The sequence below is a fragment of the Ruegeria sp. CL7 genome (assembly GCF_056536445.1).
In genome coordinates, this window is the sequence record NZ_JBQFPQ010000001.1 from 965,762 (window position 1) to 991,644 (window position 25,883).

At 58.8% G+C, this 25,883-nt stretch carries 25 protein-coding genes and 1 tRNA gene; 13 read left to right on the forward strand and 13 right to left on the reverse strand.

Annotated features, from left to right (window positions below; genetic code table 11):
• Positions 1 to 38 precede the first annotated feature (38 nt).
• A complete protein-coding gene (locus tag ACR0LI_RS04870; RefSeq protein ID WP_210092400.1) occupies positions 39 to 1,583 on the reverse strand; it encodes a trimethylamine methyltransferase family protein in 1,545 nt (514 codons plus the stop codon).
• Positions 1,584 to 1,984: 401 nt separating this feature from the next.
• On the opposite strand from ACR0LI_RS04870, the gene ACR0LI_RS04875 reads away from it, so the two are divergent.
• Positions 1,985 to 2,515 (forward strand): outer membrane protein, encoded by a 531-nt coding sequence (locus ACR0LI_RS04875; RefSeq protein ID WP_480718103.1) that lies wholly within the window; start codon positions 1,985 to 1,987, stop codon positions 2,513 to 2,515.
• 8 nt (positions 2,516 to 2,523) lie between these two features.
• On the opposite strand, the gene ACR0LI_RS04880 is transcribed toward ACR0LI_RS04875, so the two are convergent.
• Both ACR0LI_RS04880 and ACR0LI_RS04885 read right to left on the reverse strand, forming a co-directional pair.
• Complete coding sequence (locus ACR0LI_RS04880; protein WP_480490253.1) at positions 2,524 to 3,711, reverse strand: pyridoxal phosphate-dependent aminotransferase; 1,188 nt, start codon at positions 3,709 to 3,711, stop codon at positions 2,524 to 2,526.
• 56 nt (positions 3,712 to 3,767) lie between these two features.
• Complete coding sequence (locus ACR0LI_RS04885; RefSeq protein ID WP_171723213.1) at positions 3,768 to 4,112, reverse strand: MmcQ/YjbR family DNA-binding protein; 345 nt, start codon at positions 4,110 to 4,112, stop codon at positions 3,768 to 3,770.
• Here ACR0LI_RS04885 and ACR0LI_RS04890 point away from each other — a divergent pair.
• The 4 genes from ACR0LI_RS04890 to ACR0LI_RS04905 are packed head-to-tail and all read left to right on the forward strand — an operon-like array spanning position 4,111 to position 8,141.
• The gene (locus tag ACR0LI_RS04890) at positions 4,111 to 4,398 is read left to right on the forward strand and encodes a hypothetical protein (protein WP_480718104.1); all 288 of its coding nucleotides are present in this window, start codon (positions 4,111 to 4,113) and stop codon (positions 4,396 to 4,398) included. The genes ACR0LI_RS04885 and ACR0LI_RS04890 overlap by 2 nt on opposite strands.
• Entirely contained in the window at positions 4,331 to 5,728 is a 1,398-nt protein-coding gene (cysS, locus tag ACR0LI_RS04895) for a cysteine--tRNA ligase (protein ID WP_480619458.1), read from the forward strand. Before ACR0LI_RS04890 ends, cysS begins: the two co-directional genes overlap by 68 nt.
• Entirely contained in the window at positions 5,728 to 7,362 is a 1,635-nt protein-coding gene (gene cimA, locus ACR0LI_RS04900) for a citramalate synthase (protein ID WP_480619456.1), read from the forward strand. The genes cysS and cimA overlap by 1 nt, the downstream gene beginning before the upstream one ends.
• Positions 7,359 to 8,141, forward strand: a complete 783-nt coding sequence (locus ACR0LI_RS04905) for a squalene/phytoene synthase family protein (protein WP_171632262.1) — start codon at positions 7,359 to 7,361, stop codon at positions 8,139 to 8,141. Before cimA ends, ACR0LI_RS04905 begins: the two co-directional genes overlap by 4 nt.
• Here ACR0LI_RS04905 and ACR0LI_RS04910 read toward each other — a convergent pair whose 3' ends face one another.
• A complete protein-coding gene (locus ACR0LI_RS04910; protein WP_480718105.1) occupies positions 8,142 to 9,368 on the reverse strand; it encodes an MFS transporter in 1,227 nt (408 codons plus the stop codon). It abuts the gene before it with no gap.
• Positions 9,369 to 9,465: 97 nt separating this feature from the next.
• Between ACR0LI_RS04910 and ACR0LI_RS04915 the strand changes: the two genes are divergently transcribed.
• Positions 9,466 to 10,098: a DNA-3-methyladenine glycosylase family protein gene (locus ACR0LI_RS04915; protein ID WP_480487654.1), complete on the forward strand. Its 633-nt coding sequence runs from the start codon at positions 9,466 to 9,468 to the stop codon at positions 10,096 to 10,098.
• Positions 10,095 to 10,760, forward strand: a complete 666-nt coding sequence (locus ACR0LI_RS04920) for an alpha/beta hydrolase (protein ID WP_152458076.1) — start codon at positions 10,095 to 10,097, stop codon at positions 10,758 to 10,760. Before ACR0LI_RS04915 ends, ACR0LI_RS04920 begins: the two co-directional genes overlap by 4 nt.
• 45 nt (positions 10,761 to 10,805) lie before the next feature.
• Here ACR0LI_RS04920 and ACR0LI_RS04925 read toward each other — a convergent pair whose 3' ends face one another.
• On the reverse strand, positions 10,806 to 11,231 hold the full coding sequence (locus ACR0LI_RS04925; protein WP_480718106.1) for a VOC family protein: 426 nt from the start codon (positions 11,229 to 11,231) through the stop codon (positions 10,806 to 10,808).
• A gap of 32 nt (positions 11,232 to 11,263) precedes the next feature.
• A complete protein-coding gene (locus ACR0LI_RS04930; protein WP_171632272.1) occupies positions 11,264 to 11,869 on the reverse strand; it encodes an rRNA large subunit pseudouridine synthase E in 606 nt (201 codons plus the stop codon).
• 213 nt (positions 11,870 to 12,082) lie between these two features.
• Between ACR0LI_RS04930 and ACR0LI_RS04935 the strand changes: the two genes are divergently transcribed.
• Complete coding sequence (locus tag ACR0LI_RS04935) at positions 12,083 to 12,670, forward strand: HNH endonuclease (protein WP_152458073.1); 588 nt, start codon at positions 12,083 to 12,085, stop codon at positions 12,668 to 12,670.
• Here the strand turns inward: ACR0LI_RS04935 and ACR0LI_RS04940 are convergent.
• Complete coding sequence (locus ACR0LI_RS04940; protein ID WP_171723218.1) at positions 12,667 to 13,137, reverse strand: disulfide bond formation protein B; 471 nt, start codon at positions 13,135 to 13,137, stop codon at positions 12,667 to 12,669. The two genes, ACR0LI_RS04935 and ACR0LI_RS04940, sit on opposite strands and share 4 nt — an antisense overlap.
• Complete coding sequence (locus tag ACR0LI_RS04945; protein ID WP_152458071.1) at positions 13,134 to 13,712, reverse strand: YqaA family protein; 579 nt, start codon at positions 13,710 to 13,712, stop codon at positions 13,134 to 13,136. Before ACR0LI_RS04945 ends, ACR0LI_RS04940 begins: the two co-directional genes overlap by 4 nt.
• A gap of 147 nt (positions 13,713 to 13,859) precedes the next feature.
• Between ACR0LI_RS04945 and ACR0LI_RS04950 the strand changes: the two genes are divergently transcribed.
• From ACR0LI_RS04950 to ACR0LI_RS04965, 4 genes are all read left to right on the forward strand, one after another.
• Positions 13,860 to 13,945: transfer RNA gene (locus ACR0LI_RS04950), tRNA-Leu, on the forward strand.
• Between the two features lie 591 nt (positions 13,946 to 14,536).
• The gene (locus ACR0LI_RS04955; RefSeq protein WP_152458069.1) at positions 14,537 to 15,505 is read left to right on the forward strand and encodes a TAXI family TRAP transporter solute-binding subunit; all 969 of its coding nucleotides are present in this window, start codon (positions 14,537 to 14,539) and stop codon (positions 15,503 to 15,505) included.
• A 99-nt stretch (positions 15,506 to 15,604) separates the two neighbouring features.
• Positions 15,605 to 18,214, forward strand: coding sequence for a TRAP transporter permease (locus ACR0LI_RS04960; RefSeq protein WP_171723219.1), 2,610 nt, complete (start codon positions 15,605 to 15,607; stop codon positions 18,212 to 18,214).
• A complete protein-coding gene (locus tag ACR0LI_RS04965; protein WP_171632280.1) occupies positions 18,211 to 18,642 on the forward strand; it encodes a universal stress protein in 432 nt (143 codons plus the stop codon). The genes ACR0LI_RS04960 and ACR0LI_RS04965 overlap by 4 nt, the downstream gene beginning before the upstream one ends.
• A gap of 79 nt (positions 18,643 to 18,721) precedes the next feature.
• Here the strand turns inward: ACR0LI_RS04965 and ACR0LI_RS04970 are convergent, their stop codons facing one another.
• The 3 genes from ACR0LI_RS04970 to ACR0LI_RS04980 are packed head-to-tail and all read right to left on the reverse strand — an operon-like array spanning position 18,722 to position 22,810.
• Positions 18,722 to 19,762: a lipocalin-like domain-containing protein gene (locus tag ACR0LI_RS04970; RefSeq protein WP_171723220.1), complete on the reverse strand. Its 1,041-nt coding sequence runs from the start codon at positions 19,760 to 19,762 to the stop codon at positions 18,722 to 18,724.
• Entirely contained in the window at positions 19,752 to 22,166 is a 2,415-nt protein-coding gene (locus tag ACR0LI_RS04975; protein WP_480718107.1) for an ABC transporter permease, read from the reverse strand. Before ACR0LI_RS04975 ends, ACR0LI_RS04970 begins: the two co-directional genes overlap by 11 nt.
• The gene (locus tag ACR0LI_RS04980; RefSeq protein ID WP_480718108.1) at positions 22,163 to 22,810 is read right to left on the reverse strand and encodes an ABC transporter ATP-binding protein; all 648 of its coding nucleotides are present in this window, start codon (positions 22,808 to 22,810) and stop codon (positions 22,163 to 22,165) included. The genes ACR0LI_RS04975 and ACR0LI_RS04980 overlap by 4 nt, the downstream gene beginning before the upstream one ends.
• 173 nt (positions 22,811 to 22,983) lie before the next feature.
• Here ACR0LI_RS04980 and ACR0LI_RS04985 point away from each other — a divergent pair, with 173 nt between their 5' ends.
• Positions 22,984 to 23,418 carry a potassium channel family protein gene (locus ACR0LI_RS04985; RefSeq protein ID WP_171723222.1) on the forward strand — a complete coding sequence of 145 codons (435 nt, stop codon included), beginning with the start codon at positions 22,984 to 22,986 and terminating at the stop codon, positions 23,416 to 23,418.
• Here ACR0LI_RS04985 and cls read toward each other — a convergent pair.
• Together cls and ACR0LI_RS04995 are read right to left on the reverse strand one after the other, a co-directional pair.
• Positions 23,415 to 24,827 (reverse strand): cardiolipin synthase, encoded by a 1,413-nt coding sequence (cls, locus tag ACR0LI_RS04990; protein WP_480718109.1) that lies wholly within the window; start codon positions 24,825 to 24,827, stop codon positions 23,415 to 23,417. The two genes, ACR0LI_RS04985 and cls, sit on opposite strands and share 4 nt — an antisense overlap.
• A 23-nt stretch (positions 24,828 to 24,850) precedes the next feature.
• Entirely contained in the window at positions 24,851 to 25,825 is a 975-nt protein-coding gene (locus ACR0LI_RS04995; protein ID WP_480718110.1) for an HAD family hydrolase, read from the reverse strand.
• Positions 25,826 to 25,883 lie beyond the last annotated feature (58 nt).

Below are 25,883 nucleotides of genomic sequence, written 5' to 3' on the forward strand. Positions count from 1 at the left end.
AGGGCGGCCCGACACTCATCGGGCCGCTTTTTCTGATGCTATAACGGCAAGTGAATGTTGAATTTTTCTCGAATCTCAGCATCCAGAACCGGGTCGAACCGGGCCGCCGACGGGGTGGACAGGATCTCATTCTTTCGGGCCACTGCCTTTTCAACCAGATCCGGCTTGCCAAGCTCCACCCATTCCTTGGGGGAAGAGCGGTCACCAAAGGTCGGATAGACATAGTCGGCCTGCATCCGGCTGAGGGTCGCATCGGTGCCCAGATAATGACCGGGGCCGCCCATGCATACGGATGCGATCTGATCCAACGCCAGGGTTTCATCGGTCACTTCGATCCCGCGCACACAGCGCTGCGCCTGACCGATCAGGTCGTCGCTGAGGATGAGGCTTTCAAAGCAGAACCCCAGCAGCGAGGCGTGCATGCCAGCGGCTTCATAAACCATGTTCAGACCGGACAGCCCGGCCATCACGTTCGAGCACATCTGTTCCCACCCGGCCTGCATGTCGGGCAGCTTCGAATCTGATGCGCCGGCTGCCGCGCCCCCCGGCAAGTCGTAGAAACGGTGCATCTGGGCGCAGCCTGCCGTCAGCAGGGCTTGTTCGCCGGAACCGATGGACATTGCGCCGGTCCGTAGATCAAGACCAAAGGGCCAGGTGCCGAAAACTGCGGGCGCGCCGGGACTTACGGCGTTTACATAAACCAATCCCGCAAGGCATTCCGCCGTGGCCTGGGCGATTGCTCCGGCGATGGTTGATGGCGCGGTGGCGCCGGCCATTCCGGCTGACAGCAACAGAACCGGCATTCCGGCCTTGATGCATTCCTCCATCACTTCGCAGCTTTCAGTGGCGAATTTCATCGGTGGGACGACGAAGCAGTTCGAGTTCGACACAAATGGTCGCTCGCGATATTTATCTTCGCCGCCCGCGATCATATAGATCATCTCCATCGCGGGGGCGACGTGGCTGGGTTCCGTGAAGGATGTGCCGACGTGTTTGAATGTTCCTGAACAGCTGGCGTAGATCGTGTTCAGGTCCATTTCCAGGTTGTCCGTGATGTCGCGACAGACCATGGGGCGCTGAACAAAGTGAATATTGTCAAGCTGTTGGCAGATACGTGCGGCATCGTGCAAATCCTGAACGGTTGAATCGCGATACTCGCGACCATGCACGTCGACCATTGAAACGGCTGCACCAGCCGTGCCGTAATGTACTTTTGTACCTGTCAGGTCCAGATCGGTTTTCCCGTCACGGCTGTACAAAGTGACATTGCGGTTCGCCTTTGCGATCGTGTCTTCGACAAGCGCACGGGGAAAGCGGACGCGGCCATCGTCGCCCAATGCGCAGCCTGCACCAACCAGATAGTCGATCCCGCTTTGCGGCGCGTCCGCCAGACCAATTGTTTCCAATGCGGTCAGGGCGGCCTCGTGGATACGTTCGATCTGTGCTTGGGTCAGGACATTCAGGACACCGCCTTCCATACCGGGGCGCACGGGGCGCAGATGTTCAGGCAATGCGGTTGCACGGGCAGCGCGACGCGCAGCGCGACCGCCGCTGCGCGATGTGTTGCGGGATTGGTCGTTCATTTCTATTTCCGATCTGTGAGAGATGTTTGGGGAACTGGCAAATGGCCGCTTACGGCCGTCCTCTCGCTGCACGTCCCCGGTCCGCACCAATGGTGCGGCTGATCAGGCTGATTTTCCAGTCGTGGTCAGTCATTCCGCCTCTCAACGTTTGGCGCAACAATTCCAAAACACGGCGACGCAATCTGTTCTGTTTGCGACCTCAACGGAATTTACTTCAGCAAATATCTGCCCAACAAACCTCTGACGGAATTCTGAGGCAGATTTTCTCCCTCGAGGACAGAAATCTGTTATACTGCATTCACTTACTCTTGAGCTTTGCGTGCAAGGAATTGAACTCTGACAAAAGCGATCCCAGTTGAATTGTAAGTTAACACATGATCTGAAGCCCGAGTGAAATCGCGTTGAAACAGACTTTTGAACTTTTTTCTGTCCTGATTGTCGTGGCTCTGACGGCCAACGCCAGCCCGGTTTTGGCAGAGGATTGGACAGGGGGGTACGTTGGGCTCAGCTTTGGGTATGGCGATGCGGATGGACCGGGTGGATCAAGCGGGGACGACACCGCCTTTGGTGCGCATGTAGGCTATGATCGGGATTTCGGGGCTTTCGTTCTGGGCGGTGAACTTGAATACAACCGCCTTTCCCTGAACCTCAGCCAGTCTCAGGGCAGTCTGGACAGCATGACCCGATTGAAACTGCGTGGCGGGTACGATTTCGGCAGCGCGCTGGGGTATGTCGTCGTTGGCGCGGCACGGGCCGAAACATCTGTCGACAGCGATACCGCCGCTGTTTACGGGATAGGCATCGCTTATCCGATTGGCGACAATTTTGTCATAAGTGGCGAGGCGTTGCGGCAAGATTTCGATGATGTTACCCGATCCACCGGTGGTTTGGATTCCAACGTAATTAACCTGCGCACAACGTTCCGTTTCTGACAACGGGCTTATTCAGCTGCGTGCTTCCTCGCAAGTTGCGACGCGAATTCGCACAGCGTTTTCAGCGCATCCGCAAAACCTTCATCCGCCACGGTCATGGCCACCCGTATGTGCCCGGCAGCGGCCTTGCCGAAGCTTTCGCCGGGCATGACGGCAATCTTGTGTGCGTCCAGCAGCGCGTTGGCAAACGCGTCCCCCGACATCCCGGTCGCGCGGATATCCAGCATCAGATACATGGCGCCCTGCGCGGGGACGAGGCCGACGATGTTTTGCGAGGCTAGAATATCCATGGCCAAGGATCGGCGGCGGCGGAACGGAGCGGCGATTTTTTCTTCAAGTTCAACACCCGCGGTCAGCGCAAAACTCGACGCGTCCTGCACGAACCCGGGAACGCCGTAGGTGGTGTGGGTCGCCAGATTGATCAGATGGGCGATGACCTCCTCGGGGCCGACGACCCATCCACACCGAGACCCCGTCATGGCGTGGGACTTGGACATGGATCCAACCACAAGCGTTCGCTCTGCCATGTCGGGCAGCGCACGCGGAGAAAGATGTTCACCGTCCCAGACCTGCGTGTCGTATACCTCATCCGAGATCAGCCAAAGATCGCGTCGCTTGCACACGTCAGCGACCGCCTCGAGCGATTGACGGGAATAGACCACGCCGGTCGGATTGTTCGGCGTGTTGATCAACAGCGAAACCGCGCCTTCAGCAGCGGCATCGATCCGCTCGGCCTGGGGCTGGAAAGCGTCGTCAGCGGCGGTTTGAACTGCGCGGGCGACGGCGCCAACACCCCGAATCGTGCCGGGGTAGGTGGCGTAGTACGGGTCGAGATACAATCCGACATCACCGGGATCGCAAACGGCCATATGTGCCGCGAACAGGGCGGCTTGCCCGCCGGGGGTGATCAGAACATTGTTCCGAGAGGTCGGAACGCCAGTGCGGGTCTGAACCCGCGCGGCGACCGTGTCGCGCAGCAGGTCCGTGCCGGGTACCATCGCGTAACCTGTATGGCCGTTGCGGGTCGACAGCTCCATCGCCCGAAGAATCGAAGGGTCGGTTCGGGTGTCATGTTCACCGATCGTCAATTCGGTTACGGCTTGTCCTTCGCTCAACATCCGGCGGGCGCGATAGAACACGTCCCAGCCATCGCTGCCGCCGCCGGTGATCTGCGTGATGCGTTCAGACAATCTCATGAAATCGCCTCTGGTTGCTTTGCGCTGAATGGGGCAGAGCAGTGGCCGTTTGTCAATCAGCTTCGCGGCGCCAGCGTTGCCTGAAGCTTTTTTGTCAGCGATGCGCGCACGAGGTCATAGGAGGCCGTCAAACGATGGCGCAGCTCCTCGGTCTCGGCATCAAACGGCAGGCGGACCCAGCTGCGGTGAAAATAGGGGGCTTTCACCGCGACACCGGCATCAATCAGCATCTGAGCCGTTTCCACGTCGGGCGTTTTGACGGAAACACCGTCATTTGCAATTCCGATACAGGCAAACATCTTGCCGCCAACTTTCCACGCGTCATGACCGCCGCCCCATGGGTCTGACAGTTCTGCACCGGGAAATTCCTTGCAGATGGAATTGATGAGGTCTCGATCCATGACGGGCACTCTGCCGGACCGGGTGATCAAACTCAACGCTTGGCTTGGCGGGAATCCCGTGCTAACCGAGGGGCATGAACCCGGTGACCTGCATCATTATCTGCTGCATTACCTGCTGATTTATCAAGCGGGCCGGTTTCTTTCGTTTTCATCCCTGAGACAAGTTGCTAAGCCCGCGCCAACGCGCAAGCCTTTGCTGTTTTCTAGGAGCCCGACCGATGACGACGATCAAGCTGCACAACACGCGGACGCGGACGAAGGAAGATTTCGTACCGATCGACCCTGACAACGTGCGGATGTATGTCTGTGGTCCGACGGTCTATGACCGCGCCCATCTGGGCAATGCCCGCCCGGTGGTCGTGTTCGACGTTCTTTATCGTCTGTTGCGCCACGTCTATGGCGCAGAGCACGTGACCTATGTGCGCAATTTCACCGACGTGGACGACAAGATCAACGCCACCGCGCTGGCCCGCAAACAGGCGGGCGCGGAAGGCACGCTGGAGCAATTGGTGCAGCAACGGTCGGATGAAACCATCGGCTGGTACCTGCATGATATGGGCGCTTTGGGCACGTTGGAGCCGAACGAGATGCCGCGTGCGACCCAGTTCATCGCACAGATGATTGCGATGATCGAAGACCTGATCGCCAAGGGCCATGCCTATGCCGCCGAAGGTCATGTTCTGTTTGCGGTGGATAGCTGGAAAGAAAGCTATGGCAAGCTATCGGGGCGCTCGGTGGATGACATGATCGCCGGCGCGCGGGTCGAGGTGGCGCCCTACAAGAAGAACCCGATGGATTTCGTTCTGTGGAAACCCTCGACCGATGAACTGCCGGGCTGGGACAGCCCATGGGGGCGGGGACGTCCGGGCTGGCACATCGAATGCTCGGCCATGAGCTATGAGTTGCTGGGTGAGAGTTTTGATATCCATGGTGGCGGCAACGACCTGATGTTCCCGCACCACGAGAATGAGATTGCCCAGAGCTGCTGCGCGCACCCGGAAGGTGAGTTCGCTCGATACTGGTTGCACAATGAGATGCTGCAGGTCGAAGGTAAGAAAATGTCCAAATCTCTGGGCAATTTCTTCACAGTTCACGATCTGTTGGAGCAAGGCGTGCCGGGTGAAGTGATCCGGTTTGTCTTTTTGCAGACGCATTACCGCAAGCCGATGGATTGGACTGAAAAAAAGGCCCGTGAAGCGGAGCGAACCTTGCGCAAATTCTACGCGCAGGCCGCGCAAGGGGTTGGTTATGGCGAGCCGCATCCTCAAGTCGTTAACTTTTTGGCCGATGACCTGAACACAGCCGGTGCCATCGCCGAACTCCACCAGTTATCCATCGCTGACGATGTCGTGGGGTTGCGGCATTCGCTGCAATTTTTGGGATTGTTGGGCAACGATGTCCCGTCGTGGGCTCAGACGCCGCAGGTCGATCTGTCGGCCCATGCAGATCGCTTGGCAAAGGCGCGCGTATCTGCAATGGAAAACAAGGATTTCTCGGAGGTCGATCGCCTCAAGGCGGCGTATGTTGCGGCGGGGCTTGAGGTGCGAATGAGCAAGGAAGGTGTTGAACTGGTGCCGGGCGCCGGTTTTGATGCTGCCAAGCTGGAGGAGGTCTGATGACCAAAGAACGCCTCTACCTCTACGACACGACCCTGCGTGACGGGCAGCAGACGCAGGGCGTGCAGTTTTCAACCGCTGAAAAAGTGCAGATCGCACAGGCGCTGGACGCATTGGGGGTGGATTACATCGAAGGCGGTTGGCCCGGTGCCAACCCCACCGACAGCGCGTTTTTCGAGGCGGCGCCAAAGACCGCGGCCCGGTTGACGGCCTTTGGCATGACCAAACGGGCAGGGCGCTCGGCCGAGAATGACGATGTGCTGGCTGCGGTGATGAATGCGGGTACGCAGGCCGTTTGTCTGGTTGGCAAGTCACATGATTATCACGTGACCCATGCGCTTGGCATTTCGCTTGAAGAGAACACGGAAAACGTTCGTGCTTCGGTCGCGCATATCGTGGCGCAAGGGCGCGAGGCGTTGTTCGATGCCGAACATTTCTTTGACGGGTACAAGGACAACCCCGAATACGCGACACAAGTTTGCCGGGCCGCGCTGGAGGCGGGCGCGCGATGGGTTGTGCTGTGTGACACCAACGGCGGCGGGTTGCCGTCCGAGGTCGGGCGGATCGTGTCCGAAGTGATCGCGGCCGGCCTGCCGGGTGAACGGTTGGGTATTCACACCCATAACGATACCGAGAACGCAGTGGCCTGTTCTCTGGCGGCGGTCGAAGCAGGTGCGCGGCAAATTCAGGGAACGCTGAATGGTCTGGGGGAACGCTGCGGCAACGCAAACCTGACGGCGCTGATCCCGACATTGCTGCTGAAAGAACCCTACGCCTCGCAGTTCGAAACCGGCGTCAGCCTTGATGCGCTGGCCAGGCTGACCCGCATCAGCCGCATGTTGGACGATGTCCTGAACCGCGTTCCCAGCAAGCAGGCGGCGTATGTGGGCGCGTCGGCTTTTGCGCATAAGGCGGGGTTGCACGCCAGCGCGATCCTTAAGGACCCGTCGACTTACGAACATGTGGACCCTGCGAGCATAGGCAATGAACGTATCATTCCGATGTCGAACCAGGCGGGTCAGTCGAACCTGCGCAAACGCCTGACCGAGGCGGGGCTGAGCGTCAAAGCCGGTGATCCCGCATTGGGCCGCATCCTTGAGCGGATCAAGGATCGTGAAGCGGTTGGGTATTCCTACGACACCGCGCAGGCCAGTTTCGAACTGTTGGCGCGGGATGAACTGGGGCAACTGCCTGAGTTCTTCGAGGTCAAACGCTACAAGGTCACTGTTGAGCGTCGGAAGAACAAATACAACAAGATGGTCAGCCTGTCCGAGGCTGTCGTCGTGGTCAAAGTGGACGGTGAAAAGAAACTGTCGGTCAGCGAGTCCATGGACGACTCCGGAAACGACAGGGGGCCTGTGAACGCGCTGGCCAAGGCGCTGGCGAAGGATTTGGGACAATACTCGCAGGTTTTGTCAGACATGCGCCTTGTCGATTTCAAGGTCCGTATCACCCAGGGCGGGACCGAAGCGGTGACCCGCGTCATCATCGACAGCGAAGACGGTCAGGGGCGGCGCTGGTCGACGGTGGGTGTTAGTGCGAACATAGTTGATGCGTCCTTTGAGGCGCTGCTGGATGCGATCCAGTGGAAACTGGTCCGTGATTGCGATCCGCAAAAGGCTGCGGCCGAGTGAGTGGGACCTTCGACGATGATGTCAAAGCCTGCGCCGCGCTGGTACAGCGTGCGGATCCTGATCGGTTCCGGGCGACGATGGCTGCTCCGGTCGCGGCCCGCGTGGTTTTGTTTCCGATCTATGCGTTGAATGTCGAAGTCGCCCGCGCGCCATGGGTGACGCAAGAGGCCATGATTGCCGAAATGCGGCTGCAATGGTGGCGCGACGCGTTGCAGGAGATTGCAGAAGGGGCCGCGGTGCGGCGGCACGAGGTGGTGACGCCTTTGTCGCGGGTCCTGTCGCCGCATCTGGCAGGCGTTCTGGATGAATTTGTTGCCGTAAGACGTTGGGATATATACCGGGATCCGTTCGAGGATCAGGAACATTTTGACGCCTATATCAACCACAGTTCCGGATCTCTTTTCGTCGCCTCGGCGCAGGCGCTGGGTGCGGCGGATGAAAGCGTGTTGCGCGATTTCGGGTACGGAGTCGGTGTGGCAAATTGGTTCCGCGCCATTCCCGAACTGGAAAAGCGGGGTCGCGTACCTTTGCTTAATGGGTCGACGGGTGGCGTTCAGCAACTGGCCCAATCCGCTTTGGACCGATTGCGCAAGGCGCGATCAAACCGGGCCGACATCGCACCTGAGGCGCGTCCCGCGCTGTATGCAGGTTGGTTGGCGGAACGGGTGCTTAAGCAGGCCATCGCCCAACCCAAGCGGGTGGCGGCTGGAGCGCTGGAACCAGGCGAAATGCGTCAGCGACTGTCCCTGATGTGGACCGTCGGCAGCGGGCGCTGGTGATCAGACCCTTTCGGGATCGGCCGGGCGCAAAATCAGCCACAGCAATGCGCCACCTGCCAGTGTCAGCAAGGGGATCATGGCCAGGTTAACGGCGTTCCACCCCTCGATCGCGGATCCGCCCGAGCAGTTCATCAACCCGCCCGAGGCCAGCGATGCCAATGTCACACCGCCAAACACCAGCAGGTCGTTGAGGCCCTGCATCCGTCCGCGTTCATGCGATTCATGCGACGCGGCCAGCATCGTGGTCGCGCCGATGAATCCGAAATTCCAACCAATGCCCAGAAGAACAAGGGCGACAAAAAAGTTACCCAATTCAACGCCTTGCAGCGCAACCACCCCTGATGCAGCAAGTATGGCCAAACCCAGAGCGACGATCTTCTCAACGCCAAACCGGGCAATCAGGTGCCCGGTGAAGAAGCTGGGGACATACATTGCCAGCACGTGACTGGTCACGATATCCGCTGCGTCATTGGCGGAAAATCCACATCCGACAACGGCAAGCGGCGTCGAGGTCATCACCAGATTCATCAACGCATAAGACACCATGGCACAGATGATCGCGACGGCGATGCGGGGTGTTTTCAACAACTCGATCCGTGACCGCCCCTTGGGTTCATCGGCCGCAGGTTTCGCAGGCGTCGGAATGTCGAGAAAGAAGAACAGCGCCGAGCCCAGAACGTTGATCCCGATTACGGCCATATATGTTCCCAAAAAAGGGATGACGTAAGCTTCAGACGTAAGTTTCACGATCTGAGGCCCGATGATGGCGGCCGCCAGCCCACCGGCCATCACGTATGAAATCGCTTTTGGGCGGTAGTCGTTTGACGCGGTGTCTGCTGCCGCAAAGCGATAGAACCCGTGTGCGCTCATGTAGATGCCGGTCAGCAGGCTGCCGACAAGAAAAATGGGGAACGAGCCCAGAAACAGGCCATAGGCCCCGATCAGCCCGCCCAGTGCACCGGCGGTTGCCCCGACAAGGAACCCCACGCGACGGCCCCATTTTTGCATGATGGCCGAGATCGGCGTGGCTGCCAGCATCGATCCCAGAACGATCAGGGATATCGGCAGCGTCGCCAGGCAAGGGTTCGAGGCCAGCGATTGACCTGCAAGCCCGCCAACGATGAACATCATCGGCATCTGCGCACCCAGGATGGCTTGGGCAGCCACCAGCACGGCCACATTGCGTTTGGCCTGCCGGTCGTCCGGAAGGGTTGAAATCATGGTCATGGGCGAATGGTTATCGGCTAAGTGTTTGCGGCACAAGCGGGTTGCATCTGCGTCACATGCGCCTAACCTGCCCGAAATAACAGAGCAGGGAGGCCGCATGCCCGCAGGCCGCATCATCGAAACATCGGACTGTGTGGCGGAAGGGGCCGAATGGCTGGCCCAAACCTGTCCGCGCATGGCGTATGCGATGGATCAGACCGGCCCCTTGCCGCTGCGCCGCCGCCCCGATGGGTTTGCGCAATTATTGAGTGCAATCGTCAGTCAGCAAGTCAGCGTGGCTTCGGCCAATGCGATCTGGAAACGGCTTCAGGATGCCCGCTTGACCGGTCCGCGCAAGATCCTGTGGGCAACGGATGACGATCTGCGGGCAGTTGGGTTGAGCCGACAGAAGATCCGTTATGCACGCGCTCTGGCCGAGGCACGTATCGACTATAAGGCACTGCGCGATGCAACTGACGCAGATGTCGTCGCTACTTTGACGCAAGTTCCGGGTATCGGTGTCTGGACAGCCGAAATCTATGCGATGTTCTCACTGGGTCGCGCAGATGTCATCGCACCCGGTGATCTCGCCCTGCAAGAGGCGGCGCGCATCCTCTATGACTTGCCTGAACGTCCAACGGACAAGGAATTGCGCAAAATGGCCGAGGCCTGGTCGCCCTGGCGTTCGGTTGCGGCACGGGTGCTGTGGGCCTATTACCGGGTTGCAAAACAAAGAGAAGGGATCAGATGACACGGGTTTTGAATGCGCTCCGGAAAGAGCCTGTTTCGGGCGACACGCGCTCGGTCGTGGTGTTCGTGCATGGCTATGGCGCAAACGGTGCCGATCTGCTGGGATTGGCCGATCCGCTGGGTGAACACCTGCCTGACACGTTGTTCGTGGCCCCCGACGCGCCCGAGCAGATCCCCGGAATGCCCAACGGGTATCAGTGGTTTCCGATTCCGTGGATCGATGGATCTTCCGAAGAAGAAGCCCGCCGGGGCATGGAAATGGCTGTCGAGGACTTCAACGCCTTTCTGGACGCGCTGATGGTGGACGAAGATGTTCTGCCCGAACAGGTTGTGCTGTTTGGCTTCAGCCAGGGCACCATGATGAGCTTGCACGTTGCGCCGCGGCGGGAAGATCCCGTGGCCGGGATCGTAGCCTTTTCAGGCCGTTTGCTGGAACCCGATTTGCTGGTGGATGAAACCGTCAGCCGGATGCCTGTCTTGCTGGTGCATGGCGACGCTGACGACGTTGTTCCGCCTCAATCCCTGCCGGAAGCGGCCGAAGCCTTGCAAGCTGCGGGTTTCAAAGAGGTCTATGCCCATGTCATGAAAGGCACCGGGCACGGTATCGCCCCGGATGGGCTGAGCGTTGCGCTGGCTTTCATGCGCGACAAGCTAAGCCTTTAGTGTTTGGAATCTGATCTGCGGAGCGCCCATGCGTTCCGCACCGGATCAAGTCCAAAGGTGCGCTTCGGCGAACTCGACCGAGTTTCCGGCCTGGTCGCGCACATACAGGGATCGCACGCCGCCGGGCCAGTCAAACTCGGCATCTACTGGAATATTCCAATCCAGAAGGTGTTTGCGCATCACTGCGATTTCCTCTCGTGACAGCACAAGACACACATGTCCGGGGCCGCGCGCGCCGTGGGGCGGAACCGGCATGCCGGGGTCGAGCGGCGGTTGTTCGGTCTGGTCGGGATTGAAAATCAGCAGGACCGATCCGCCGATGCGATAGAAAACATGGCGGTCAGCGACGCGTTGGATGCGTTCGAGCCCAAGAACTTCGCCGTAAAACTGTTCTGCCGCGTCCAGATCATCAACATAGAGCGCGGCTTCCAGAATGGCCGAAGGGGCCGGGATGTCAGGCGTTTTCTTCATGACCTCAGTTTAGCAGATCGGGGCAGGGTCTGTCACCGGCGCGGGCGACGGTCGCGCTTGCGTTGGGGGGCCGCGCTCAGTGTCGGCATTGGCAGACTGTCCCAGTGCCCGGGCTCAAGATCATCCAGGGTCCAGTCTCCGATGCGGTACCGGATCAGGCGCAGCGTCGGCAGGCCCACGGCAGCAGTCATCCGACGCACCTGTCGATTTTTGCCCTCACGTATGGTCAGTTCAAGCCAGCTGTCCGGTACCGTCTTGCGTTCACGGATCGGCGGGGTGCGCGGCCAAAGCATTTCGGGCTCGTCGATCTGGCGGGCCTTGGCAGGGCGGGTCAGACCATCCTTCAATTCGACCCCGTTGCGGAGCGTTTTCAGGGCCGCCTCGTCGGGGGTGCCTTCAACTTGAACCCAATAGGTTTTGGCCATCTTGTGCTTTGGGTCAGAGATCTGGGATTGCAACTTTCCATGATCTGTCAGCAGCATCAAACCTTCACTGTCACGGTCCAGCCTGCCCGCCGGATAGACGCCGGGAAGATCGATGAAATCGGACAGCGTGCTGCGTGGGCCGTCCGTATTGGCGCGGTCCGTGAACTGCGGCAGAACATCATAAGGTTTGTTGAAGCGAATGAACCAGGACATGACCTGCGCATAGCCCGAAGGTCACCCCCGGTGCAAGCTGTGGATAACTGTCACGTGCCTGTTACGGATTCGCGTTACCCCGTCTGCGACATATTGTGGAAAATCAGGGCTTGTCAGAGTTTTAACACGATATATAGTTATAAAAAGACCGGGGCGGGTGCTCCCCGCTCTGGTGTCACAAACGGGCAGCTGAGAGCGAGGAGCGATTCTGTGATGGACGGAGACTTCAGAACCGAATTTGTAAGGGAGCCGGGTGCGCTCAAACAACACCCGGCCCTGGTTTTGAACGCCGATTATCGCCCCTTGTCCTATTACCCGCTGTCACTGTGGCCCTGGCAAGAAGCGATCAAGGCGGCCTGGCTGGATCGGGTCGATATCGTGGCTGAATATGACGAAGTCGTCCGCAGCCCGAGCACCGAGATCCGAATACCCTCGGTCGTTGTTTTGAAAGACTATGTAAAACCCAGAAAGCGCGTGGCCTTCACGCGCTTTAATTTATTTTTGCGGGATGAATTCCGCTGCCAGTACTGTGGCAGCCGGGACAACCTGACCTTCGATCATGTGGTGCCGCGGGCCGCCGGTGGTGTGACCAGTTGGCAGAACGTGGTGGCCGCGTGCAGCCCGTGCAATCTGCGCAAGGGGTCAAAGTCGCTGCGCCAGGCTCGGATGACCTTGCGCAAGCCGCCACGTCAGCCCGATGCCGAAGCGTTGCGCAATATCGGACGGAAATTCCCACCGAACCACCTGCATGAAAGCTGGATAGATTTCCTGTACTGGGATGCAGAGCTGGACGAGTTCTAAGCCGCGCGGGATTTCCATGCGGCCAGCCAGATCAGCACCAGCATGGCAGAAGCAATGGCGTTCCAGCCAGCCATCGAGATACCGAACATCTCCCAGGGGATATCATCGCATCGCACCAAAGGCGCGGACATGATTTGATCGAACAGATCGTCAGCGGACAGACCGCTGATGCTGCCGGATGTGCAGCTGCTTGGGCCTTCCCACCAGCCTTGTTCAACGCCGGCGTGAAATACGCCCACCGCCGAAGTCGTCGCGGCCGCCGCGGCGCCCAGCAAGGGAAGAAAGGTCAGCCTTGGCAATGCCAGCGCCACGGCGCCAATCGCGATTGCCACTGCATGAGGATAGCGCTGCCAGATGCACATCTTGCACGGCGCAAGCCCGCCGAGATGCTGAAAGCCAAAAGCGGCCAGAAGAAGCGCCAGTGATCCAAGACTTGCCACTGCGACAAGTTGCGAACGTCTCGTCATAAGTATTTCACCACCAGGAATCCGCCAAACAGGAGGATGATGAACAAAGTGAACATTAGCCCCAGGCGCTTTTCAATGAAGTCGCGGATCGGCTCACCGAATCCCCAGAGCAGGCCTGCCACCAGAAAGAACCTCAACGCGCGGGCCAGAATCGAGGTCGCGATAAAGGTTCCAAGCGGCATGCCGGTCCAGCCGGACATAATGGTGATGACCTTGTAGGGGAAGGGGGTCACACCAGCGGCCAGAACGGCCCAGAACCCGAAGTCGTTGAACCGGGTATTGAATTCTTCCATGGCATGGGCTTTCCCCATGGATTCCAGAATGGGCTGCCCGATGCTTTCATAGAAAAACGCACCAATCGCATAGCCCAGCATGCCCCCCAGAACCGATGCCACCAGTGCCACGGTTGCGATCAGCCATGCCCGGGACGGGCGGGCCAGAATCATCGGAATCATCAGCACATCTGGGGGAATCGGGAAGAACGAACTTTCGATGAAAGCCACGATGGCCAGCGCCCACAGCGCGTGAGGGTGTTCGGCCAGACGAATGGTCCAGTCATAAAGCGATCGTAACATAAAGCACTCAAATCCCGTTTTCGGTCTGAAACCCAGCCAAACCATGCGCCCGATGGACCGTCAACAGCCGAAGGCGAAACAAATGGAATATTGGATGGTTTTTGCCTCTGGACCTTCGCTTGGATGGGCGCTAATCCAGTGTTCGTGGCCCAAGTGGCGGAATGGTAGACGCAGGGGATTCAAAATCCCCCGCCTTCACGGGCGTGAGAGTTCGAGTCTCTCCTTGGGCACCACAGTTCCGACAAACTCAGAACAACGTCCGTCCCAAGGGCGGGGCGCCGTTATCAAGCTGCTGACCCGCAAACTTGATCTGCATCTCTTGTTTGTGGTCCTCCGTAACGAGCCACCAGTGCCACAACGTTCTTGGCCTGCATCAGCAGACAGGTGATCAGGTCCCCGCAAGGATGGATCGTGAACCGAGTTGGTATTGAAGTGCCTTTGTCAGATTCGTCGAAACGTACATCCGTGACTTGCCCTGCCTCCTTATCCGAAACGCGGTTCGCTCTGTTTCGCGGTGATTAGCGCCGGGAATGAGGTCACGTTTTGGATTTGGAGTGACCGCATGAACCCGGACGGCTCGCTGTGAACTGATGGGGAAAGTTCGGGATTTATGCTCATATATGCGAATTGGCGCAGGTCAGACCGGTGCCGGCCTTGACATTGCGAGTATCTGAATGAAACCTCGAAAGGGTTGGGAGAAATTGGGAAATTCAAAGATTTGTAGCCGTTGCGATGCGGGCCGGTTTGTATTATCGGCACGCTTCCCTGAGCAGGTGATCAAACTTGATTTCCAACTGCCAGACAAAAAAAGTGGGAGTTAACAGATGAAAAACAGCAGCAAACTGAGCGTCGGCGCCTTCGTCACCGCAGCCCTTCTGGCTCCGGCGGCATATGCCGAAGAGTTCATTACGATCGGTACCGGTGGTGTCACCGGCGTTTACTATCCGACCGGCGGCGCGATCTGTCGTCTGGTCAACAAAGGCCGGAAAGAGCACGGCGTGCGCTGCTCGGTCGAATCGACCGGTGGTTCAGTTTACAACATCAACACCATCCGCGAAGGCGAGCTGGAGTTTGGTGTGGCCCAGTCCGACTGGCAGTACCACGCCTATAACGGCACCTCAAAATTCGAAGAAGCCGGCCCGTTCGAAGGCCTGCGCGCCGTGTTCTCGGTGCACCCCGAACCCTTCACCGTGGTGGCCCGCGCCGATTCCGGCATCACCAACTTTGAAGACCTGAAGGGCAAGCGCGTCAACATCGGCAACCCCGGTTCCGGTCAGCGCGGCACCATGGAAGTCCTGCTGGGCGAAATGGGCTGGACCACAGACGATTTCGAACTGGCGACCGAGCTGAAAGCGGCTGAACAGTCGGCGGCCCTGTGCGACAACCAGATCGACGCAATGGTTTACACTGTTGGCCACCCCTCAGGTTCGATTCAGGAAGCCACCACCGCATGTGACTCGGTTCTGGTGAACGTCAGCGGTGAGGCCGTGGACAAGCTGGTCAACGAAAACTCGTTCTACCGCAAGGCAACCATTCCCGGTGGCATGTACCGTGGGTCTGACGAAGACACCTCGACCTTTGGTGTGGGCGCGACCTTCGTGACCTCGGCCGATGTATCGGAAGATGCGGTTTACGCGGTCGTCAGCTCGGTCTTTGAAAACTTCGATGACTTCAAAAAGCTGCACCCGGCGTTTGCGAACCTGAAGCCCGAAGAGATGATTGCGGATGGCCTGTCGGCTCCGCTGCATCCGGGTGCCGAGAAGTACTACAAAGAAAAAGGCTGGATTCAGTAAACCAGACCTGACGCAGGGTGCCCAAGGGCGCCCTGCACAAAACCCGTGTGAAACGGGATTTCAGAAGGCCGAACAATGGCCGCGACGGGGAGACATTTGATGAATTCCGACACTCAATCCAATCGTCCGCTTTCCGAAGAAGAGCTTCAGGATCTGGTTGCATCTTCTGACGCAGGAGGGCGAAATCCGGTCGGGAACGTGGGCGTTTTCCTGGCGGTCGTGGCCGCGATCTGGTCGATATTTCAAGTTGTTCTGGCTTCGCCCTTGGCGAATTATGTCTTGCCCGGAAGCGTCGTGAACAATGCACGGCAATTCCATCTGGCTTTTGCTTTGTTTCTGGCCTTTGCGGCCTATCCGGCGCTCAAATCCAGCCCCCGGAACTATATTCCGGTTCAGGATTGGATCATGGGATTGGTGGGCGCGTTCGTCGCGCTGTACGGCTATTTCTTCTATGACAAGATCGTCAATGCGGGCGGTTTGGCCGACGACACTGACAAATGGGTTGCGTTGCTTGGCCTGGTGCTGTTGTTCGAGGCCGCGCGCCGTGCGCTTGGCCCTGCCATGGCAATTATCGCGACCATATTTTTGGCCTATGTCTTCTTCGGTGCCTCGGAATGGGTGCCCGAAGTTATCCGCTGGAAGGGCGCGAGCCTGAAAAAGGCGATGAGCCACATGTGGATCACGTCCGAGGGCGTGTTTGGTATTGCATTGGGTGTTTCCACGAAATTCGTCTTCCTGTTCGTGCTGTTTGGCGCATTGCTGGATAAAGCCGGGGCAGGGAACTACTTTATCAAGATGGCCTTTGGGGCCCTGGGCCACCTGCGTGGTGGTCCGGCCAAGGCGGCGGTTGTGGGCTCGGCTGCGACCGGCCTGATCTCGGGCTCGTCGATTGCCAATGTTGTTACCACAGGTACCTTCACCATCCCGCTGATGAAGCGCGTCGGGTTCAGCAGTGAACAAGCGGGCTCGGTCGAGGTTGCCAGCTCGGTCAACGGGCAGATCATGCCGCCGGTGATGGGGGCCGCTGCATTCCTGATGGTGGAATATGTGGGCATCTCTTATGTCGAGGTGATCACCCATGCCTTCCTGCCGGCTGCGATTTCCTACATCGCACTGGTTTACATCGTGCACCTTGAGGCCGTGAAACGGAACATGCCCACGCTGGGCGACCGCGATGTACATCTGGCGCGGACCGTAGTTGGGATGCTGGGCTTTTTCCTGGTGTTTGCAGGTCTTTGCTATGGCTCACAATTCCCGGTGGATGCCGTGACAAGCTGGGTGCCGTCGGCCGCTGGGATCGTGCTCAGCCTGATTATCTGCGCGGTCTATGTCGCACTGCTTTATCTGGCGGCACAGGTTCCGGATCTGGAACCGGACGACCCCAATGCCAAAGAAGTGCAACTGCCGGTCATCGCCGATATCTACAAAGCTGGCCTGCATTACCTGCTGCCGATCATCGTGCTGGTCTATTTCCTGATGATCGAACAGAAATCACCGGGCCTGTCCGCCTTCTGGGCCACATCGTTGCTGTTTGTCATCCTGCTGACGCAGAAGCCGCTGAAAGCGATGTTCCGCGGGCAGAGCAACCTGTACAACACTTTCATCGATGGTGTTGCCGACCTGTGGCAAGGTCTGATCGACGGGGCACGCAACATGATCGGCATCGCGCTTGCCACGGCAACTGCGGGCGTGATCGTGGGAACCGTCACGTTGACGGGGGTTGGTCAGGTTATGGCCGATCTGGTCGAGTTCCTGTCGGGTGGCAATCTGATCCTGATGCTGGTCATGGTCGGGCTGCTCAGCCTGATCCTGGGCATGGGTCTGCCGACAACCGCGAACTATATCGTTGTCAGCTCTTTGATGGCCGGTGTGGTTGTTGAGTTGGGCGCCCAAAGCGGGCTGATCGTTCCATTGATCGCTGTCCACCTGTTCGTGTTCTATTTCGGGATCATGGCCGACGTGACACCTCCGGTCGGGCTGGCCAGTTTTGCCGCCGCGGCCGTGTCGGGCGGTGATGCGATCAAAACCGGTTTCACGGCCTTCTTCTACAGCCTGCGCACCGTGGCGCTGCCCTTCGTGTTCATTTTCAACACCGATCTTCTGCTGATCGATGTGACATGGGTCGAAGGGATCATAGTGGCGATTTTCGCGACGATAGCGATACTTGTCTTCACGGCAGGCACCATGGGGTACTTCCTGACCCACAGCCGCATCTACGAAAGTATCGCGCTGATCGCCGTGGCCTTCGCCCTGTTCAGGCCGGATTTCTTCATGGATCGCATCGCGCCTCCATACACTTCGGTCGAGCCTGCGGCGTTTGTCGAAACCATCGGCCAGACTCCACCGGGAACCGAGGTTCGCATGGTGATCAGCGGGCCGGATTTTGATACCGGCAAGATGGTGGACACCACGGTTGTCGTGCCAGTCGGATCCGAAGAGGGCGGTGAAGCGCGCGTCGATGCCATGGGGCTGCTGTTGCTGGAAGAGGATGGCCTTGTCAAACTTGACGAGCCGATGTTTGGATCACCGGTTGCCGAAGATCTGGCCAACTTTGACTATTACGGTGACGAGGCCGTGCGTCTGAGCTCGGCCAGCCTGCCGTCCAGCCAGCCTCCGAAGCAACTGGTCTATATCCCGGCGCTGATCCTGCTGGGTCTGATCGCTTTCCTGCAACGCGGCCGTGCCGCCAGACAAGAGGTGCTCGTATGACACGTTCCGTTCTGTGTGCCGTTGATATCAGCAATGGCGAGATTGATGCACCGGTTCTGAAAAAAGCAGCCGCGCTGGCGGATATGGAAGGGGCGCAGCTTGACGTGGTGACAGTGCTGCCCGATTTCGGGGAAAGCTGGGTGTCGGGGTTTTTCGAATCCGGTTTTCACGACAAGGCGTTGGAGGAAGCGCAGGCCAAACTGACGGCGCTGTGCGTATCGGCCCTGGGGGCCGAGCGCAACGAAACCATCCGCCATGTGGTTGCGACAGGAACAGCTTATCAGGAGATTTTGAAGACGGCCGAAAGTGCCGGTTCTGATTTGATCGTAATCGGAGCCCACAAGCCGGATTTCAAGGATTACCTGCTGGGCCCGAATGCGGCACGCGTGGTGCGACATTCCAACGTCTCGGTTTACGTGGTCCGCTGACGCGAAAAGCAGATGCCGTGCACAGAGGTGCCGGAGCCCCGACGGTCGCCTGCCCGCCGTTCGGGCTCCCGCAGCCAGGTCAGTAGCCCGTCATCTCGAGATACCCAACGCCCTCGTGGCTGCCGGTGACCGTGACCGGACCTTCCCAATATTCAAAACGTGTCCCCATCCAGGCGTCCGGTGTCAGGGCGGATACCTTGACGTCGATGCCTCGGTCCGCAAGCACGACGCGCCATTGCGTCGGGACGTCGCGCCCTGCCACCTGATCGGTCGCAAGCGGCTCAAGCCTGACGGATCCGTCGGGGATGGCATCGGTGCTGCCGTCTGAATTGATCCATGTAGCCGAAGTGAAATCGCCGCGACCACCGCGCAGTCGAAAGGCCATCAGCTTGTCCCCGTCCTCGAAGCTGAGCGAAAACCAATCCCAGCCGGTTTGATCCTCGGCCAGGGGTTGCGAAGACCATTCCCGGTCCAGCCAGCCCTGACCGGTGACGCGCATATCGCCATCCGGCAGGTGCAGTACGCCTTCGACTGAATAAAAGGGTTGCGAATAGTAATAGCTGGCTTGCCCGTCGGCGGATTTGACAGAATAGCCCGCTTGGCCATGAAACACCAACGGGCCTTGTGCGCTCAGCGCAAGATCGTACCCGAAATCAGCCCCGTTCGCGGTCAAGGTCAGGGTATCCATATCCGGTCCGGCCATGCGCCATTCGTCGATCCAGGCCTCGAACGGTTGCACCGCAACACCTGCCTGCCCAATCCCCCCACGCGACAGGCGTTCGGCAAAATAGTGGGTGTCAGGCGTGGTGACAGCCGCATGGCCCATCCAGATCTGCGGGCTGTGCCATCCATCTGTTTCAAAAGGTTTCAGGGCCGACCGGAAAAGGGTCCATTGGATGCCATAGTCACGCCCGTCCTCGCCTTTGAGGTTGGCCGTCAGATACCACCATTCGATCCGATAGGCGGGATGAGGCCCGTGGTCTTTGGGAAAGTCGAATTCAAAGCCCGCCTGCGGAACCTCGAACCCTTCCGCCGACCCTCCAAGACCTGCAAAGCCCTGCGCCCAAAGAGGCGATGGGCACAAAAACACGAGAACGGCCAAAAGGGTTTTAACGTTCATTGGCGAACACCTTCAGCAAATCGGCAGGGGGCAGACGCAACATGCGCAGCGCGGGCAGGGCCGCTGCAACCAGGGCGGCCAGCAGGGTCAACAGGAACAGCCACAACCAATCCCAGGGAAACACGAACATCGGCAACCGCCAGCCAAAGGCTTGCACATTGATCACCGCCAACAGAACCCAGGCGAGAATCAGACCAAGCGGCAACGCCAGGCTCGCGGTCAGAGCCGCGAGCAGCACGCTGCGCAAAAGCTCCAGCCGCGCCAGTTGCGCCCGATTCAGTCCTAGCGCCCATACCGGAGCAATCTGAGGCAAGCGCTGGGTCCACAGGGTCAGCAGGCTGGTGAGTATGGCAAATCCCGCCACACCGAGGGTCAGAACATTGAGCGCCGATGTCACGACAAAGGTCTTTTCGAAGATTGCCAATGATTGCGCCTTCATGGCGGCCTGCTGGACCACGGCCTGACGCGGCAGGGCAAACCGCTCGCGCAATGTCTGCGCCATTTCAGTCGCCTGTTCGGGGTTCAAACGGATGCCAAACCGTCGGGTTTCGGCCCCTGGTGCGATCCGGTCAAGTTGGCTCATCGATACAATGGCTTGCCCGGTTGGGTTTCCATAATCCGAATAAACCCCAGCGATGGTCAGCGTGTGAGCCGGGGACAGTGTCAGCGTATCTCCGGGCCATAGGTTCGCGCGCCGTGCAAGTTGTTCGTTGATCAGAACCGCGTCTGCGGCCATCACGTCGTCCCATACGGTCGAGTTTGCCGATATCAAGGGCCAGTGTTGCCGATAGACCGGATCGTCAATGACCCCGTACAGAAACAGGGGGCCCGTCTCGTGCGACAGTTCCATGTTGCGAATTGGAAGGATGACGTCGACCTGCGGACGCAGCCAATCCGTGATCTCGCGCCCCTGTTCTTCGTCACGGACGGTCAGATACAGCTCTGAAGTCAGGCGCTGGTCGAGCCAGCCGACAAAGGTCAGCCGGAAACTTGAAACCATTGTACCCACACCGATATTTGCCGCAAGCGCAAGCAACAGGGCCATCAGGGCAAGCGACAGCCCGGGCAATTGTGCCCGCACGTCGGCCCAGACCCACTGCGCGACGGCGCCACGGGACCTGTTGCCAAAGACCGAAAGCGCAAAGGTCAGAAGCGCCGGCAACAAAAGCGCGGCACCCGTCAGCAATCCGGCCAACAGCACGAAACCGGCAACTAGCCCACCGATGCCGAGATAGGCGATGACACCGCCGAGGATCAGGGACAAGCCGAGCAAACCTGTCACACGACGTGTGCCGGCATTGCCCTGCCAGGCTTGCACACCGGGCCCCGCCAGCAGGGGCATACGAGACAATCGCCACAGCGCATGGCCACTGGCAAACAAGGTGCCGAAGACAGCCATCGCCATCCCGGCAAACACCCAATGGGGGTGCAATGTCAGCTGTCCGGTCACGGGCGCACCATACAGGCCACGAAGGGTTGCTGCGACATCGGGCAACAACGCTCCGGCCAGAAAGAACCCAAGAAGCAGCCCCAGGGTTCCACCGATCAGGGCCAGCCCCGTGAGTTCGGTCAGGATCAGGAAGACCAGCCGCCGCATCGAAACGCCTAGCGCACGCAGGGTGCGGATCATGCCTCGGCGTTGGGCAAAAGCCAGCCCGACGGTGCCGTTCACGATGAACAGGCCAACGGCAAAGGACAGCAGGCCAAAAGCCGACAGGTTCAGGTGAAAACTGTCAGTCAACCGAGCAGTATCGACTTGCGAGGATGGGCTGGCGCGCTCCAGTTCGGGCGCGATTTCGGCCAAAGGTGGCCGATCACGCGGCTGATCCGGCAACACAATGAGTCGCGAGATGAAATCGGTTTGGTTCAGCAGGGCTTCGGCTGTGCCGATATCCGTCAGAATAACGTCCGGTGGCAGCGCCGTGGTGAACGAAACCGGCGGAAGGTTGTTCTGGTCGCGCAACAGCGGCGCCAGCTCTGCCGCGACCAGAAGCCGCCCCGGAGCGGTCAGCATGTCTGCCGGCTCAGTCGGCGCGGTGCTTTGGTCGGCTTCGGTGACGGCGGGCAGGGCCGGGTAGGCGACCATGTCCACACCCATCAGGCGCAATGTGCGGCCCCGGATTCGATAGGGGCCCTCCAGAACGGCCGCCACCTGCCAGCCAGCACGACGCAGATCTACGTAACGAGAAACCGGAATTAGACCGGAAGGATCGCGCAGCTCGTCGAACTGTCCAAGGGCAAGCTGCGCGTTGGCCCGGGCATAGCTGGCGCGCGCTTCGGCATTGATGGCCTGAACCGCGGACCAGAGACCGGTGGCCAACGCGATGCCTGTCAAAAGCGTCGCCAGTTGCAACCAGTGCACCCGCCAGTGTGACATCAAAGCCTGAATGACGGCGCGTGTCATTGGATACAACCACCGCAGAGCTGGACGGTTCGATCCAGTCGGGCTGCAATCTGTTGGGAATGCGTGACCAACAGAAGCGCTGCGCCGGTATCAGCCACCAAGGCCAACATCAGATCCAGAACCCTTGCGCTGGCGGTTTCATCCAGATTGCCCGTGGGCTCATCCGCCAGCAGCAGTTTCGGACGCGCTGCCATGGCACGACCAATCGCCACCCGCTGCTGTTGCCCGCCGGACAGGTTTTCGGGATATCGGTCCAAAAGATCGGACAGGCCCAAGCGTTCAGTCAGATGCGCGGTCCACCCGGCATCCTCGGCGTCGGCAAGGCGGGCGTGAAAGGAAAGGTTCTGCGCAACGGTCAGCGAAGGGATCAGATTGAACTGCTGAAACACCAACGAAAGCTGACTGCGCCGCAATTCGGCCCGCCCGGCATCGTCCAGATGGGACAGAGGGGTTCGGTTCAAGATGATTTCACCGCTGTCGAAACAGTCAAGCGCTGCGGCAAGGTTCAGCAGAGTGCTTTTGCCACTGCCGCTTTCGCCGGTCAGGGCCAGGGTTTGCCCTTCATCCAATGTCAGCGACACGTCGCGCAGAACCGGGCGCCCGCCGGGATAGGTTTTCTGAACACGGTCGATGGTCAACAGCATGGTCTGGCCTTTTTTCTTCCAAGGATGTGCGACGGAATTCCAAACTGTCCAGTGCGGACCCGCACTCGGTTCCATTCGCCGCAGGCGTTCTTCACGATCGCCGGGGTTGTGCCCTGCACCTCAACGGGTCATTCTGCCCGGACGGTACACTGTCGTAAATCGGGATGAAAAACATGACGTTGCTGCATCAGATCGTTTGGGGCAGTACATTTCTGGCGCTCTGCTTCTTGGTCGAGATTCTTTTGTTAACCTGGTGTACCGTCACGATCATCAAGTGGGATGAAAAATGGTCGGCCAAGGGGGTGTTCTTTGGTACGGCAGCACCGATCGCGGTATCTTTGGCCTTTATTGTCGCGACGCACACGATTCAGGTCTGGATTTGGGCCATCGTCTGGGTGTTGCTTGAGGTTCTGCCGGATTGGAACTCGGCCATCTATTTCTCACTGGTGACGTTCACGACCCTGGGATACGGCGATATCGTTTTGGGCGAAGGGTTGCGAATTTTTGGGTCTTTTGCCGCGGTTGCTGGTCTTCTGGCCTTTGGTCTGTCGACCGCTTATCTGGTGGCGATGATGACGCGCGTTTTTCAAGAAAAGTTCTTTTCCTAAAGGATAGGCGCAAACAACCGCGCCAACGGTGCGCCAAACCGGATATGGGCAGGTTGCTGGGCCAAACTGCGCGTCAACTCATAGCTTGCCTCGAAATCCGCGCGCAGCATGTGATCAACTGCCAAGGCTGCTCGGGCATCAAAAAACAGGGCCATCGCTTCGAAGTTCAGCCGGAAGGACCGGTTGTCCAGATTGGTCGTGCCGACCGCAGCCAGCGTGTCGTCAACCACGAAAACCTTCTGGTGCATGAAACCGTCCGTATATCGGAACACGCGTGCGCCGCAGTCGCGGATTTCGTCGAAATAGGCAAAAGCAGCCAGCCATGGCAGCCGATGGTCTATGATATCGGGCACAAGGATGCGCACGTCCACACCGCGCATCGCTGCATGTTGCAATGCGGTCATGACGTCGATGTCGGGCACAAAATAGGGCGAGGCAATCCACAATCTTTCTTTCGCCTCGGCGATGGCCGAAAAGAACATCATGGCGCCGGTTTCGGTTTCGTCTCCGGGTCCGGTGGCCACCAATAGGGCATTCATGTCCTGCTCGGCCTCGCTGCCTGCCCAGTCGAGGTCGTCAATCAGGTCTTCATCGCGGGCCCAGTGCCAGTCTTCGGTGAAGATGAGCTGCAATTGCCGGACGATGTGGCCGGTCATCTTGATATGCGTGTCGCGCCAATGGCCGAAATGCGGGTCTTCTCCCAGATATTCAACGCCCACGTTGTGACCGCCGATAAAACCTGTTTCACCGTCAATGACGACGGTTTTGCGATGGTTCCGGTAATTCAGCTGAAACCTGAAATTTGGCCCGCGTTGCTCGCGCGGGTCGGCGACGTCGATACCCGCATCGCGCATCGTGTCCAGATAGGTGTTTTCCAATCCATAGCTGCCGACGGCATCGGTCATGAAACGGACATGCACCCCACGTTTCGCAGCCTCGATCAGCTTGGTCTGAAGTTTTTGGCCCAAGGCATCGTCTCTGACGATATAGAACTGGATCAGGATATAGTTCCTGGCCTCGTCTATCGACTGGAAAATGGCGTCAAACGTTGCCTGACCATCGATCAGAAGCTGAGCGCCATTGCCACTGGATACCGGAAGATGAGCCAGAAATTCGAATGGTCGTGGATTGATCGGCATCGTTGTCGGATCAGGCCTGGAATAGTCGGCAAAGGTCTTGATCCCTTCGACGACCCGTTCGCTTTGTTGGCGCGAGATGCGATAGCCGCGAAACCTGTGATGCCCCAGAAACAGGTACATCGGAACCGCAAAGATTGGCGCCGATACCAAAAAGACCACCCAGCCAACGGCTCCTTGCGGTGTGCGCGCGGTTTGTGCCGCGCGCACCGAAAACACAACTGCGGCTGCGTACAACGCAAAAACAAAGATGGATACAAGCAAAGTCCACATGGGCGGTAAGTCTTTCGGGTCGTTCAGTTTCCTCCAGTGTAGACCCGCGACCAGTCTTTCGCCATATCGACGATGATCCAGCCTTTGTCCGGCCCCTGATCCAGACCGTCAACCAACCGCCCAATCGGACTTTCCCGATCATAGGCCCACTCACGTTCGGCATCCGTATGGTGGAGCAGAACACCCAGCCGTGGTCTGCTACCCGAGGTTGTCCAATTCAGCATGGCGAAATCGCCGTCTGAGTTTCCTCCGGCCAGAATGGGGCGTTTGCCGATCGTGCGTTCGATGTTGATGGGTTTGCCTTCCTTGTCGTCGATGAAGGCAATCCCGGGGGCCTTGATGACAGTCGGAACGCCATCGACGTCTTCGAATGTCGAGTTTCCATAGGTGCCCAGAACCTGTTCCGGCGGAATGCCATAGGCCTGTTCCGCGAAGACCCGCATGAAATGAATACCGCCGCCCGAGACGATATAGGTCTTGAACCCTTCGTCCCGAAGATAGCGCAACAGTTCGACCATGGGCTGATAGGTCATCTGGTCATAGGGCAATCCGGTGTCCGGGTGTCGGGCCTTGGCCAGCCATTGCGCAACTTCGGCCTGAAACGTCTCGACGCTGGTTCCGGAATGCGAGGCGTTAACAACTTCGATCAACGCATCGTGGCCGCCTTGAAGAACCGTTGCTAAATCACCTTCGGCAGCGGCTTTCAAAGCGGGTGTGGACAAGATCGAAGGATCTTGTTCAGCCAGTTCAGAAAGTCGATCCATGGCAAAGATAAACTGGAAATAAACCGGCTGTTCGGCCCAGAGTGTGCCGTCATTGTCAAATACCGCGATCCGATCTGAAGGTGTCACATAGTCAGGTCCTTCTGCGTCGGTAACACTGGACACGAATTCAAGGATCGCCTCTTTTGCCGCAGTGGCGTTCCAACTGGGCAGCGGATCAGCGAGCAGGGATATGGGAACACAGGTCAGAAAAGCACCTAAAAGAACGTGTTTCATGAAGCTCTCGATAACTGTTGTGTTGAAAAAAGGCCGCCCTGCGCAGGGCGGCCTACAG

Bases quoted from the DNA above. Each gene is read 5' to 3' on its own strand.
- ACR0LI_RS04920 (WP_152458076.1), top strand. From the start codon at position 10,095: ATGACACGGGTTTTGAATGCGCTCCGGAAAGAGCCTGTTTCGGGCGAC.
- cimA (WP_480619456.1), top strand. From the start codon at position 5,728: ATGACCAAAGAACGCCTCTACCTCTACGACACGACCCTGCGTGACGGG.
- cysS (WP_480619458.1), top strand. From the start codon at position 4,331: ATGACGACGATCAAGCTGCACAACACGCGGACGCGGACGAAGGAAGAT.
- ACR0LI_RS04995 (WP_480718110.1), bottom strand. From the start codon at position 25,825: ATGAAACACGTTCTTTTAGGTGCTTTTCTGACCTGTGTTCCCATATCC.
- ACR0LI_RS04975 (WP_480718107.1), bottom strand. From the start codon at position 22,166: ATGACACGCGCCGTCATTCAGGCTTTGATGTCACACTGGCGGGTGCAC.
- ACR0LI_RS04925 (WP_480718106.1), bottom strand. From the start codon at position 11,231: ATGAAGAAAACGCCTGACATCCCGGCCCCTTCGGCCATTCTGGAAGCC.
- ACR0LI_RS04985 (WP_171723222.1), top strand. From the start codon at position 22,984: ATGACGTTGCTGCATCAGATCGTTTGGGGCAGTACATTTCTGGCGCTC.
- ACR0LI_RS04960 (WP_171723219.1), top strand. From the start codon at position 15,605: ATGAATTCCGACACTCAATCCAATCGTCCGCTTTCCGAAGAAGAGCTT.
- ACR0LI_RS04885 (WP_171723213.1), bottom strand. From the start codon at position 4,112: ATGGATCGAGACCTCATCAATTCCATCTGCAAGGAATTTCCCGGTGCA.
- ACR0LI_RS04915 (WP_480487654.1), top strand. From the start codon at position 9,466: ATGCCCGCAGGCCGCATCATCGAAACATCGGACTGTGTGGCGGAAGGG.
- ACR0LI_RS04940 (WP_171723218.1), bottom strand. From the start codon at position 13,137: ATGACGAGACGTTCGCAACTTGTCGCAGTGGCAAGTCTTGGATCACTG.
- cls (WP_480718109.1), bottom strand. From the start codon at position 24,827: ATGTGGACTTTGCTTGTATCCATCTTTGTTTTTGCGTTGTACGCAGCC.
- ACR0LI_RS04965 (WP_171632280.1), top strand. From the start codon at position 18,211: ATGACACGTTCCGTTCTGTGTGCCGTTGATATCAGCAATGGCGAGATT.
- ACR0LI_RS04945 (WP_152458071.1), bottom strand. From the start codon at position 13,712: ATGTTACGATCGCTTTATGACTGGACCATTCGTCTGGCCGAACACCCT.
- ACR0LI_RS04870 (WP_210092400.1), bottom strand. From the start codon at position 1,583: ATGAACGACCAATCCCGCAACACATCGCGCAGCGGCGGTCGCGCTGCG.
- ACR0LI_RS04910 (WP_480718105.1), bottom strand. From the start codon at position 9,368: ATGACCATGATTTCAACCCTTCCGGACGACCGGCAGGCCAAACGCAAT.
- ACR0LI_RS04890 (WP_480718104.1), top strand. From the start codon at position 4,111: ATGACGGGCACTCTGCCGGACCGGGTGATCAAACTCAACGCTTGGCTT.
- ACR0LI_RS04970 (WP_171723220.1), bottom strand. From the start codon at position 19,762: ATGAACGTTAAAACCCTTTTGGCCGTTCTCGTGTTTTTGTGCCCATCG.
- ACR0LI_RS04935 (WP_152458073.1), top strand. From the start codon at position 12,083: ATGGACGGAGACTTCAGAACCGAATTTGTAAGGGAGCCGGGTGCGCTC.
- ACR0LI_RS04980 (WP_480718108.1), bottom strand. From the start codon at position 22,810: ATGCTGTTGACCATCGACCGTGTTCAGAAAACCTATCCCGGCGGGCGC.
- ACR0LI_RS04955 (WP_152458069.1), top strand. From the start codon at position 14,537: ATGAAAAACAGCAGCAAACTGAGCGTCGGCGCCTTCGTCACCGCAGCC.
- ACR0LI_RS04930 (WP_171632272.1), bottom strand. From the start codon at position 11,869: ATGTCCTGGTTCATTCGCTTCAACAAACCTTATGATGTTCTGCCGCAG.
- ACR0LI_RS04880 (WP_480490253.1), bottom strand. From the start codon at position 3,711: ATGAGATTGTCTGAACGCATCACGCAGATCACCGGCGGCGGCAGCGAT.